This is a genomic window from Paenibacillus macquariensis, from assembly GCF_900156375.1.
Taxonomy (GTDB): Bacteria; Bacillota; Bacilli; order Paenibacillales; family Paenibacillaceae; genus Paenibacillus_AQ; species Paenibacillus_AQ macquariensis.
The window spans coordinates 1-12,924 of the sequence record NZ_FTNK01000025.1; the positions used below are offsets into that span (position 1 = coordinate 1).

Below are 12,924 nucleotides of genomic sequence, written 5' to 3' on the forward strand. Positions count from 1 at the left end.
GTATTAGCTACCGTTTCCGGTAGTTATCCCAGTCTTACAGGCAGGTTACCTACGTGTTACTCACCCGTCCGCCGCTAAGTTGTTTTGAAAGCAAGCTTTCAAAACAACTCCGCTCGACTTGCATGTATTAGGCATGCCGCCAGCGTTCGTCCTGAGCCAGGATCAAACTCTCCAAATTGGTATTTAGAAAGAGCGAAATGCTCATTTTGAAACAAACTGGCGAGAATTTTCATTCTCTATCAAATGATTTCTCATTTGTTTTGATTTCACTTTCGTGAAATCTACTCACTCGTTGTTCAGTTTTCAAAGACCAATTTTTCTTTTTCGTCGACACCAGATGTTCTCGGCGACAACTTCTATATCTTATCATGCTACCCAGCATTTCGTCAAGCTCTTTTTTTGAGAAAGTTTATTTTCTCATTTTCGCCTTTCGGCAAGCTGTAATGCCTTTTCAAGGGGCGAGAAATAATATAACACGGTTTAATATCCCACGTCAACTCCCTATTAAATATATTTTCAATCCATACAGGAGTACGACTCCAGGAAGGCCTAATACCGTGACAGTTCCTATTGTTATAGGATTCAATGGAATATATACCGAAGCCATAAGTCCTGAATAATTAACTACGTATATCCCTAACGTCGCTAACACCAAATGCGTTCCAAACACAGTTAGCCACCCAAAGCCTAATTTCTTCTTAAGCACAATAAACAACAGAGTAAATAAAGATACAATAAGCACACCCGTTACAACCCATTTCATCAATGTTCACTCTCCTTTCATATGAGTACTTTTAAAACTGCCTAATACTGTTTCATTCACGAAGCTACCCTTTTGATTATTCGCTCCTAGATAATGATTCGCAACGACCCCTAGTTTCTTTGCTTGTTTCAGAAGCATTTGATATTTACGCTCGGCGGCTTCCAGCATGTAAATAGCATAGTCCACTTGATCCTCACCTAAAGCTTCTTCAAAATACATATACGCTTCTTCCCAATGCGCCTTTGACTGAAGAATTTCTTCAAAGAGCCCCCCGTGTAATTCTTGCTCTCTTCCCTTAAGCCTTTTGAGTGTAGTATCCGATGGTTTGTTTAATCTCCTCATAAGTAGCTCCTCCTTTATCTCGTATCTCCCACTTCCATACATATCGAGAAAAGGACAAACTTAGAACAAAAAAAAGAAGCCCTTCGCAGGACTTCTCTTTTTCATATAAAGATTATACAACCCTAGGATCAGCGAAGCTCTCTACGGCCTTCCAACGCTTTGGACAATGTAACCTCATCCGCATATTCCAAATCACCACCAACAGGTAGGCCATGGGCAATACGGGTCACTTTAATGTCAAAGTGGCGGATCAATCTAGAAACGTACATCGCTGTCGCTTCTCCCTCAATATTAGCATTGGTAGCCAGTATAAGTTCTTTCACACGTTCATCCGTAAGTCTATTCAATAATTCCTTTAGGCGAATATCATCAGGACCAATCCCCTCCATAGGTGAAATCGCACCTTGAAGAACGTGAAAGTACCCATTAAACTCCTTAGTACGTTCAATGGCCACGACATCCTTATGATCTTGAACGACACAGATCACAGATGAATCGCGGGTCTTATCCTGACAAATACGACAAGGGTCGGTATCCGTAATATTGCAGCAGACAGAGCAGTAGTGGAGATTTCTCTTCACACTAACGAGCGCCTTAGCAAAATCTATGACATCGTCCTCTTTCATCGTAATGACATGAAACGCCAATCGACTTGCTGTCTTAGGACCAATACCCGGTAATCGAGTAAATGATTCAATCAATTTTGCAATAGGTTCGGGATAATACAAAACTAAAAATCTCCTTCTGCTGAAAAATTAGAACAGGCCAGGGATTTTCATTCCGCCTGTGAATTTACCCATATCATCGTTGGCAAGCTCATCCGCTTTAGTCAGGGCATCATTCACCGCTGTCATCACCAGATCCTGCAGCATTTCTACATCTTCTGGATCTACCGCTTCTGGCTTAATCGTAATCGAGAGCAATTTCTTGTGTCCGTTAACTTCAACAGTAACTACACCGCCACCAGAACTTCCTTCTACTGACTTCGTAGCAAGACCTTCCTGTGCCTTTAACATTTGTTCCTGCATTTTCTTCACTTGTTTCATCATTTGGTTCATATTATTCATGAGTACCGCTCCTTTTTGGATGCACTTCTAAGTGCTATTCTTTTATGACTACAAGGTCTTCTCCAAACAATTGAAGCGCCTCGTCAATCCACGGCTCTGACTTCTCTTCACTATCTTCATGTTCGTGCTCTAACTTTAGTTCTTCTTTCGCCTTTTGTGTAGACCCTTCAATAGCCGACATCCAGTCTCGTTGCATAATGGTAACCAAATAATAAGCTTTCCCAAGCTTCGATTGCATCACATGCTCGATGACTTGTTTGTTAGCCGGTTTCTCCGTGGTCTCTCGGTGAATATTATTCTTAAAGGCCACAAGTACAGAATCCTCTAATACTGATACCGGCTCTCCATCCATAAACCAAGCATGGACGGTCACCTTCTCTTCTTTGACTCCTTGAAGCACTGGACCCCATTGCTTTTGAATAGCCGTAAACGTCTCACTATCCTTATGCGACAAGTATTGATCCAAATGTGGAGGAAGCTTGGTAGTCGAAGACACACGTGGTGCCGGCATCCCATTTCCTGAAGGTCTTGAGTTTGCATTGCCATCTCGACCATTCCCCGGAGCTGCACCTGATTGCATGAATTTTTCTATCTTCTTCTCAAGAGCCAATACCTGTTGCTTAAGTAAAGTTATCTCCCCTGAATCCGCAGGCGCTGCAGCGTTAGACCTTTCATTTGAAAGTCCTATCTTCGCAACCTCTTGCGACCCACCTGGTAAGTTACATAACTTAAGCAATGCCACTTCAAATAGCGTCTGTGGTTGTGAAGCATATTTCATCTCACTTTGGTAGTGATTCAAAATATCAATCATTTGGAACAACTGTTCACGAGAGAATGTGTCTGCCATCTCTTTGTATTCTTCCGGATTTAACACCCTGTCCGTCAGCTTGTCCGCGTGTGGAACCATTTTGATCATAAGTAGATCTCGGAAATAATACAACAGGTTCTCCATACATTTATCTGCACTTTTCCCCTCTTGCATGAAATCCTCAACCATTTGTAATACCAATCCTATATTTCCATCAAGCAAGCCTTGGGCTAATCTCCCGAACTGTTCAGAGGCAATACCCCCGGTCATGTTTAAAACCTGTTGGTAAGAAACAATATCCTCTGTAAAAGATGCGATTTGATCTAAAATGCTAAGTGCATCCCTCATACCGCCATCTGACAATCGTGCAATATATTGAAGTGCTTCGTCCTCAGCCTTAATGCCTTCTTCGTCGCAAATACGACGCAAACGTTCTGTCTGTTCATCTAGTGACACTCTACGGAAATCAAAACGCTGACACCTCGAAATAATCGTGGCTGGTAGCTTATGAGGCTCCGTTGTCGCAAGAATAAACATTACATGAGGAGGTGGCTCCTCTAACGTCTTCAATAAGGCATTAAACGCTTCTGTCGTCAGCATATGCACTTCATCAATGATGTAAACCTTCTGTCTGACTTCCGTTGGCGCGTATTTAACTTTCTCACGTAAATCTCGAATTTCATCTACACCACGGTTAGATGCAGCATCAATTTCTTGAACATCCATCACTGCTCCAGCCGTTATACGTCGGCAAGATTCACACTCATTACAAGGTTCCGGTTCAGGTCCCCGCTCACAGTTAACGGCTTTCGCCAGTATTTTTGCAGCGCTTGTCTTCCCGGTTCCCCGTGGGCCACTGAACAGGTAGGCATGAGAAACCCGCTGTTCGCGTATTGCGTTTTGCAACGTTTGAATAATATGCTGTTGTCCCACCATGTCCTGAAAAGACTGTGGCCGCCAAGCACGGTACAGCGCTATATGTTCCACTTTGCGTTACCCTCTTTCAACTTCCACTTCATGACGATTAGTCGCATCATCATTATACTATATTCACGTGTTCTGCAAAACTTGAATTCATAATTACACCAAATATTATTTTAAAAAGCAAAAACATCTTCGCCGAGTGGCAAAGATGCAGAATAGAAATACTCATATAAATAACAAGACCGTGCACCTGTTATTGATAATTGCGATCCAAGCGGCAATCCTGCGCAGCTACTCAGGCTAGGCTTCCCTTCGGCACAAGAGTAACTTGCTTATGGCTGCTTCCTTCCGGACCTGACCAGGTTCACAAGCACTCATTGCGAAGGACCCAACCGTCAACATAGCACACAGGGACCAAGACCTTACATCGACAATACCTCTAACAGGAATTCAACCTCGCTACAGCGGATTGCGAGTTACAGGGCACCGCTACCTCCCCGTCTAGCACGATGAGATAAAGTATATATCATGGATGTACATAAATCAACTACCTAATATTCCTTCGTCTTCAATTTGCTAATTCTCTTCATCATAATATCGATTCTGCACTCCTAATATAGAACAAATAGTATTCCAGTTTCTTTTATCTATGGGTATTTATCCCTTTATTTATTAGAAGCAAAACATCACTAAACGTCATAATGAGGTCTCACTCGGCATGTACTACGGTAATAAAAAAACCCCTAACTCTTTACAGAGTAGGGGTTTTCGTATGTTCGGTGCCTCATGCGGTCAAGCCGCACAGGTCCAATTAAACGCCGTATTTTTTCTTAAATTTATCAACGCGACCACCAGCATCCAGGAATTTTTGTTTCCCAGTGTAAAACGGATGACAGTTGGAGCAAATTTCTACGCGAAGGTTTTCTTTAACAGAACCTGTCTCGAATACATTACCACAAGCACAAGTAGCTGTAGTGATGTGAAATTTCGGTTGGATTGATTCTTGCATGACTTTCACCTCTTTCCGCCCTGAGCCTCATGTGGACACAGAGTTTTGTGGACATATAATAGCATTGTATCAGGTTACCTTAGCATGTGCAATATTTTATTTAATCATACTGACTTTCTAAAGTGCTACACGTTACAACGTAATTATTTTTTTAGGACGAGCCATTCCCTCTGGGGGAACATGTGTGAAGGAACCAATAACGACTTCCGGTAACTCCGCCTTAAATATATCAATCATCTGCTTCATACCTAATATTTCACCCTGAGCTTTCGGAATTAAACCTAGATAACTCTCTGGATCGATATTAAGATTTCGCATTTGAATCAATTTCAACCCGGTACGTCGGCAGAATTCAACCATCGCTTCAATCTCTTCTTCGCGATCCGTTACACCAGGGAATATCAAGTAGTTAATCGAGGTGTAGACACCTTGATCTGTTGCATAACGCAGTGACTTCTCTACATTAGCCAAATTATATCCTCTAGGCTTATAGTACGCATTATAATGATCATCGAGTGCACTTATCGTACTAACACGCATAAGATCTAGACCTGCATCTACAATTCCACGCATGTGATCGTTCAGTCCAGCATTTGTATTAATATTAATGTAACCCATATCTGTAACCGATCTAACCTCACGGATAGCATCGATAATGATCTTCGCCTGTGTCGAAGGCTCACCCTCGCATCCTTGTCCGAAGCTAATAATGGATTCCGGTGTCTTAAGATGCTCCAGCATCACTTCCACTAATTCATCTACTCTCGGACGGAAGTTCATACGAGTCTGCGGCGAAACAAATCCACTATCATCCGGTTGCTCAGAAATACAACCGAAACAGCCCGCATTACAAGAATGAGATACCGGAACGCCACCTTCCCATCGATTAAGGAACGTATTCGAAGATGTTAGACACTCATACCCCAAAGCACAATTGGATAAATGGGAATACAGTCTATTATCTGGGTATTTCTCCGTTAGACGCTTCACGCCTTCATTCAGATCATCCGTATCGCAATTCATCGGATTCCACTTCTCAGGATCATCCGTTAGTTGTGCAGCCACATAAAATTGACCATCTTTCCACACAACTGCGGAATACCCAAATAAAGGAAGCTTGTATTCTTTATCGGTCTTCACATAACCCGGAAGATATAATCTTGTAAATCCTTGTGGAAGAAGCGCTCCAACGGCTTGCGCGTTGTTAGGGAGTGGCTTCATCTCGCCACTGTCCGGATCCATTCCTACTGCACGAGTACTTGGTAGGCCTACTAGTGTAGCACCTTCAGGTAGTGGAATGAGCTCATCTTCCATCATTTCAACAATCATCTCTCCACTACGGGCAAGCCCGTAGAGCGAAGGGTGATCAAATACATTTCCTTGTTCATCTGCATATACCAGATACATGATGTTCCCCTCTTTGTAAATAAGCTTTATTTTGCCACGTGGGACTTTATATTTATACATTTTGTGTACATTAAGAAATCCTTTGTACATTAAGAATTATGACGACGAGACAGAAGATGTTGAAGGACGGGATGTTCTACGTGCTGGACTTGGCTTACTGCTACCACTACTATTGCTGCTACTGCTATTCGTGACCGGTTTTGTAGAAGCAACATCAAACGAAGCAATAAATTCATCATTCGTCTTACAGTCACGTAGTTTCTTGAGGAATCCATCCACAAATTCAAATGAATCATTCATGTTCTTACGAACAGCCCAGATCGTATCCAACTCTTCTTTACTCAGGAGAACTTCCTCACGACGCGTGCCGGAACGGCGTATATCAATCGCTGGAAATATACGACGCTCTGCCAACTTACGATCAAGATGCAGTTCCATATTTCCAGTACCTTTGAATTCTTCATAGATAATGTCATCCATCCGAGAACCTGTATCCACTAAGGCTGTTGCAAGGATCGTCAAGCTACCGCCCTCTTCCACATTACGTGCCGCACCAAAGAATCGTTTCGGGCGATGAAATGCTGCTGGATCTATCCCTCCACTAAGCGTACGACCGGAAGGCGGAATAACTAAGTTATAAGCACGCGCTAACCGAGTAATACTGTCCATCAAGATGACAACGTCCTTCTTGTGTTCAACTAATCGTAATGCACGCTCCAACACAAGCTCAGCCACTTTAATATGATTCTCTGGTAATTCATCAAATGTAGACGCAATGACTTCCCCTTTTACAGAACGTTGCATATCTGTGACTTCTTCTGGGCGTTCATCAATAAGCAATACAAAAAGTGAAATTTCAGGATTATTAGTGGAAATGCTGTTGGCAATTTCTTTTAAGAGGAGCGTCTTTCCGGCTTTTGGAGGTGCTACTATGAGTCCCCGTTGTCCCAATCCTACGGGTGCAAGTAAATCCATAATTCGTGTAGATAAATGCGTTGGGGATGTTTCAAGCACAAGTTTCTTTTGTGGGTATAGAGGAGTTAGTGCTGGAAAATGTAATCGTTCTGATGCTGTCTGAGGATTTTCTCCATTTACGGCGTTAACCTGAAGTAATCCAAAGTAACGTTCATTCTCTTTCGGTGTTCTACATTTACCTGATACCAAATCCCCAGTTCTCAAATCAAATTTACGAATTTGTGAAGCCGAGATATAAATATCTTGTGTACTCGGTAAATAATTTATAGGTCTAAGAAATCCATAACCTTCAGATAGAATCTCTAATACACCTTCCATGAACATCAATCCGCTCTGCTCCGCTTGCGCACGCAAAATAGCAAAAATCAATTCTCTCTTCTTTAGCTGCCCATAATACGCAATCTGGTATTGTTTCGCCAGTTTGTATAAATCGGTTAGCTTCATTTCTTCCAGATCAGAAATTTGAAGATCCATTTAATAACCACCTATTCAATTTTATAAGTCCATATATCTTATTCAACAATCTATAAAACTATGAAAGCTCTTCATTTAAGATAGCATTACCCAATTAACAAAGAGATATGCAAAATTTACCGAATTATTCCTCGGAAAAATTGCATCTCCTTGTGATTGGATTACAGAAATCACTCTGTTTCACGCCATATCTCTGCTCCCAAATGACGGAAATTCTCAACAATGTTATCATAACCACGGTCAATGAACTCTACACCACTTACTTCCGTAATTCCTTCTTCTACCGTAAGTCCCGCAATAACAAGTGCTGCCCCAGCACGTAAATCAGTTGCCTTGACCTTAGCAGCGTTCAATCTGCTTCCTTCAATAATGGCAGATCGTCCTTCTACACGAATCTTAGCTCCCATTCGAACCAGTTCAGGAACATGTTTGAAGCGACTACTATAAACAAAATCGCTAAGTACGCTAACACCCTCAGCTTGTGTAAGAAGACTCGTCATAGGCGATTGTAAATCTGTTGGAAATCCAGGATACACAAGTGCTTTTACATCGACAGCTTCATAGTTCGCCCGCCCAACAACTCGGATGCTTTCATCAAGCTCTTCAATGTGTACACCCATTTCCAGTAGCTTAGCAGTCATAGCTTCCATGTGTTTAGGGATAACATTGTCTATCAAAACATCTCCGCGTGTAGCAGCGGCAGCTATCATATACGTACCTGCTTGGATTCGATCGGGAATAATGGAGTGGCGACAGCCGTGAAGTTCAGATACGCCTTCGATACGAATAGTCTCTGTACCTGCGCCTTTAATTACGGCTCCCATGGAATTGAGGAGTGTTGCAACATCTATGATCTCAGGCTCTTTAGCCGCGTTTTCAATGGTAGTGGAACCTTTTGCACGAGCAGCAGCTAACATAATATTAATAGTAGCTCCAACGCTAGAAACATCCAGGTAAATCTTAGCTCCCCGTAGTTCCTTGGCATGCAAATAAATAGATCCGTGCTCATTCGTTACTGTTGCGCCTAGCGCTTCAAAACCTTTAATGTGTTGGTCAATAGGTCGGGGTTCAAAATTACAGCCTCCCGGTAGGCCAATCGATGCTTCATTGAATCTGCCTAACATAGCACCCATCATGTAATAAGAAGCTCTTAGCTTCTTAACAGGGCCATTTGGCATAGGAATAGATTTAATAGAGGAAGGGTCTATCTTCATTTGGCTGCCTTCCCTAGAAACGCTCGCACCAAGTTCCTCGAGTATTTCAGCATATACAGCTACATCACTTAAAATCGGCAGATTATCCAAAATAACTTCCGATTCTGCCAAGATGGCAGCAGGTATCAAGGCAATAGCGCTATTCTTGGCGCCACTAATGGATACTGTACCATGTAGCGGACGTCCGCCAGTGATCATCAATTTTTCCATAAGCTTAAGGGTCCCCCTACGTGTTTTGCAGCCGGCAAACGATACGCGCTGTTGGCTTTATATGATAAAAGTGGAAAGACACCGACTAAGCGGTGCTCTCCATATCAAACTATTCAACTGGACACCCCAAAGGACTTGTCCTGATTCATATATATTGTAGAAAGGTATTAAGCTTGGTTACTGGAACCGAACTCACGCATTTTACCGATAACAGTTTGTTTGATTGCTTCGCGACCTGGTACGATGAATGTACGTGGGTCATATGCTTCTGGTTTCGCAGCAAGCACTTCACGAACTGTTTTAGCAAATACGATTTGGTTCTCTGTATTTACGTTGATCTTGGAAGTACCCAAGGAAATTGATTTCTTGATGTCAGCTTCAGGAATACCTGTACCACCATGAAGAACCATAGGAATATTCGTAGCGTCACGAATTTCTTCCATTTCTTTGAACCCAAGGTTAGGCTCGCCAAGGTAAGGTCCATGAACGGAACCAAGTGCAGGAGCTAGTGTATCGATGCCTGTTTCTTTAACGATACGGATACACTCATCCAACTTAGCATACATAATTCCACCGATAACGTCGTCTTCTTGTCCGCCAACAGTTCCAACTTCAGCTTCTACAGAAACACCTTTTGCATGTGCATATTCAACGACTTTTTTAGTCATTTCGATGTTCTCATCGATCGGGTGGTGGGAACCATCGATCATAACAGATGAAAATCCAGCGTCAATCGCTTCTTTACATTTGTCAAAGCTAGAACCATGATCAAGATGGATTGCAACAGGTACAGTGATTTTCATATCGTACAATAGGCCTTCAACCATTTTAACAACAGTCGTGAAACCGCCCATATGACGTGCTGCTCCCTCAGAAACTCCAAGAATTACTGGTGATTTCTCTTGTTCAGCTGCACCAAGAATCGCTTGAGTCCACTCCAAGTTATTAATGTTGTATTGACCAACTGCATATTTCCCTTTAAGTGCTTTGTTCAACATGTCTGTCATAGATACTAATGGCATGGTCCAATCCTCCTAAAAAATGTTGTTTTTGTCTATATTATTATGCCGACACCTCATACAAACTATAGTATACCACATCAGATCAAAAATACTAACCAAGCATTTCAAAGTATATGTGGTACGTCTATGGTCAGAAGCCGCTAATATAGTATAAGTCAATATTACTAATCCCGCTATGCAAGATGACACAATCCCTATACGCAAGGATGAACGCATCCGTCCATTATGGACAAATGCGTTCATCTAGATGATTCAGAGAATAAAGTATGCAAATATACACTTTCTAATCATAAAAAAATTCTGCATTAAGCAGAATTTCATTCCTTAGGTACGCTTTTCAAGTACGTTCTTCTTCAGCTGTGTGTTAACGGCTACTCTCATTTCATCAATATCAAATGGTTTCGTAAAATGCATAAGTGCTCCGAGGTCAGTCGCCTCTTTTATCATATCAAGCTCACCGTATGCGGTCATCATAATGACTTTGATATCCGTATTGAGTTCTTTGATCCTTTTCAGAATCTCAAGTCCATCCATACCCGGGATTTTCATATCAAGTAACACTAAATCCGGTGACTCATTCACAACCAGCTCTAAGGCCAGTTTGCCGTTCGCTGCCTGAAATGTATCATACCCCTCACTACCAAATACTTCCGTCAAAAGAATTCGAATACCGTTTTGGTCATCCACGATTAATAATTTCTTCTTATCCACCCGTTAACAACCCCCAGACAATCAACTTAAAGTTCATTAAAGCGAGACAATCCCTCATTTCTGAAGGTAATCCATATTATGTTATTCTTCCTCTACAAACCAAATTCCTTCTATATGTTTAATTTAACATAAAAAAGGCCTCTCTAGGGAGAGCTACAAGAAGTCCTCTTTCTCAACTTCATGTCTATAGCTCTATTCTAAAGAGACCTTAACTAAAAGGGTTTACCCTTGATATTTCACAGTTGCTTTAACGAATTCACGGAACAATGGTTGTGGACGATTCGGACGAGATGTGAACTCCGGATGGAATTGCACAGATAAGAACCATGGATGTCCTGGAAGCTCAATAATTTCTGCAAGACGTCCATCAGGAGAAGTTCCTGATATAATCATTCCAGCTTTTTCAAGCGCTTCACGGTACTGATTGTTAAACTCATAACGATGACGATGTCTTTCATACACTAATTCATCATCATAGCAACTCATAGCTAATGAACCTGGTTGCAACTTACATGGATATAGCCCTAGACGCATTGTACCACCTAGATCTTCAATATCCTTTTGTTCTGGCAATAGATCAATAACAGGATACTCTGTCGAAGGATTAATCTCCGAGCTATTCGCACCTTCAAGACCTAGAATCGAACGAGCATACTCAATAACGGATACTTGCATACCTAGGCAAATACCGAAGAAAGGAATGTTGTTCTCACGTACGTATTTGATAGCCGAAATCTTACCTTCAATACCGCGATCACCAAATCCACCAGGAACTAGAATACCGCTAATGCCATGTAACATATCTGCTACGTTCTCAGGTGTAATCTCTTCTGCATTAACCCAACGGATCTTCACATCAACATCAGCTTCAAATCCAGCATGTGAAAGGGATTCTACAACACTTAAGTAAGCATCATGTAATGCCACATATTTACCTACAATGGCAATTTCCACTGTTTTGTCTAGCTTTTCAATACGGTGTACAAGACTTTCCCACTCTGTCATATCTGGTAATGGCGTAGTCAATTTCAAATGATTAACTACGATCTCATCAAGACCTTCATCACGCAAATTAAGCGGCACTCTATATAGCGTAGCAGCATCACGACATTCAACGACTGCATTTTCATCAATATCACAGAATAATGCAATTTTAGCTTTCATATCTGCGGATAGCTCATACTCCGTACGACATACAATCACATTTGGTTGAATACCAATGCTACGTAATTCCTTCACACTATGTTGTGTCGGCTTCGTCTTCACTTCACCGGCTGCCTTAATATATGGAATCAATGTCACGTGAATGTACATCACATTATCGCGACCGATCTCACTCTTGATTTGACGAATAGCTTCAAGGAATGGAAGACTCTCGATGTCCCCTACAGTTCCGCCAATCTCCGTAATAACAACATCGGAACCAGCTTCACGACCTGCACGGTATACACGTTCTTTAATTTCATTTGTAATATGAGGAATAACCTGAACCGTTCCCCCTAGATACTCACCGCGACGTTCTTTGCTGATAACTGAAGAATAAATCTTCCCTGTTGTAACGTTACTGTTCTTAGACAAATTGATATCAATAAATCTTTCGTAATGGCCAAGGTCCAAATCGGTCTCAGCGCCATCGTCTGTCACAAATACTTCACCGTGCTGATAAGGACTCATTGTTCCGGGATCCACATTCAAATACGGATCGAACTTCTGGATCGTTACTTTTAGTCCTCTATTTTTGAGCAGCCTGCCAAGTGAAGCAGCGGTAATCCCTTTACCTAAAGAAGACACAACTCCGCCCGTCACAAAAATATACTTTGTCACTGTAAAAAAACCTCCTATTATAAAGTCCAGAAATGCAGGCGACATATGATGTTATCGTAACCTATAAACGTTTCCTTACTCTTGATGGCCAATAACAATATGCGATTTATGTCCAAATGGCACAGTTTTTAACCCTATTCAAGTAGAAACCGCTATGCCGTCCTTTTTTCAAAG

The 12,924-nt window shown here is 41.8% G+C and carries 12 protein-coding genes, 1 rRNA gene and 1 other RNA gene; all 14 read right to left on the reverse strand.

All coding sequences use genetic code 11. The features are described from left to right. Positions 1–178: ribosomal RNA gene (locus BW961_RS26170) — 16S ribosomal RNA — on the reverse strand; the annotation flags it as partial. 315 nt (positions 179–493) lie between these two features. After that, positions 494–763 (reverse strand): pro-sigmaK processing inhibitor BofA family protein, encoded by a 270-nt coding sequence (locus BW961_RS26175; protein WP_068590971.1) that lies wholly within the window; start codon positions 761–763, stop codon positions 494–496. Between the two features lie 6 nt (positions 764–769). Next, the gene (locus tag BW961_RS26180) at positions 770–1,105 is read right to left on the reverse strand and encodes a DUF2508 family protein (protein WP_068590969.1); all 336 of its coding nucleotides are present in this window, start codon (positions 1,103–1,105) and stop codon (positions 770–772) included. 128 nt (positions 1,106–1,233) lie between these two features. Beyond that, complete coding sequence (gene recR / locus BW961_RS26185) at positions 1,234–1,833, reverse strand: recombination mediator RecR (protein ID WP_068590967.1); 600 nt, start codon at positions 1,831–1,833, stop codon at positions 1,234–1,236. Positions 1,834–1,860: 27 nt separating this feature from the next. Continuing rightward, positions 1,861–2,172 (reverse strand): YbaB/EbfC family nucleoid-associated protein, encoded by a 312-nt coding sequence (locus BW961_RS26190; protein ID WP_068531547.1) that lies wholly within the window; start codon positions 2,170–2,172, stop codon positions 1,861–1,863. A gap of 34 nt (positions 2,173–2,206) precedes the next feature. Next, positions 2,207–3,967, reverse strand: a complete 1,761-nt coding sequence (gene dnaX, locus BW961_RS26195) for a DNA polymerase III subunit gamma/tau (RefSeq protein ID WP_068590965.1) — start codon at positions 3,965–3,967, stop codon at positions 2,207–2,209. 179 nt (positions 3,968–4,146) lie between these two features. Continuing rightward, positions 4,147–4,414, reverse strand: an RNA gene (gene ffs / locus BW961_RS26200) — signal recognition particle sRNA large type. 301 nt (positions 4,415–4,715) lie between these two features. Beyond that, a complete protein-coding gene (gene rpmE / locus BW961_RS26205; RefSeq protein ID WP_068531551.1) occupies positions 4,716–4,913 on the reverse strand; it encodes a 50S ribosomal protein L31 in 198 nt (65 codons plus the stop codon). Positions 4,914–5,045: 132 nt separating this feature from the next. Next, a complete protein-coding gene (locus BW961_RS26210) occupies positions 5,046–6,320 on the reverse strand; it encodes a radical SAM family protein (protein WP_068590963.1) in 1,275 nt (424 codons plus the stop codon). A gap of 96 nt (positions 6,321–6,416) precedes the next feature. Beyond that, entirely contained in the window at positions 6,417–7,769 is a 1,353-nt protein-coding gene (rho, locus tag BW961_RS26215; RefSeq protein ID WP_068590961.1) for a transcription termination factor Rho, read from the reverse strand. A 170-nt stretch (positions 7,770–7,939) separates the two neighbouring features. Then, positions 7,940–9,193, reverse strand: coding sequence for a UDP-N-acetylglucosamine 1-carboxyvinyltransferase (locus BW961_RS26220; RefSeq protein ID WP_068590958.1), 1,254 nt, complete (start codon positions 9,191–9,193; stop codon positions 7,940–7,942). 167 nt (positions 9,194–9,360) lie between these two features. Then, positions 9,361–10,215 (reverse strand): class II fructose-1,6-bisphosphate aldolase, encoded by an 855-nt coding sequence (gene fba, locus BW961_RS26225; RefSeq protein WP_068590956.1) that lies wholly within the window; start codon positions 10,213–10,215, stop codon positions 9,361–9,363. 324 nt (positions 10,216–10,539) lie between these two features. Beyond that, complete coding sequence (locus BW961_RS26230; RefSeq protein WP_068590953.1) at positions 10,540–10,926, reverse strand: response regulator; 387 nt, start codon at positions 10,924–10,926, stop codon at positions 10,540–10,542. Positions 10,927–11,148: 222 nt separating this feature from the next. Beyond that, entirely contained in the window at positions 11,149–12,750 is a 1,602-nt protein-coding gene (locus tag BW961_RS26235; protein ID WP_068590951.1) for a CTP synthase, read from the reverse strand. Positions 12,751–12,924 lie beyond the last annotated feature (174 nt).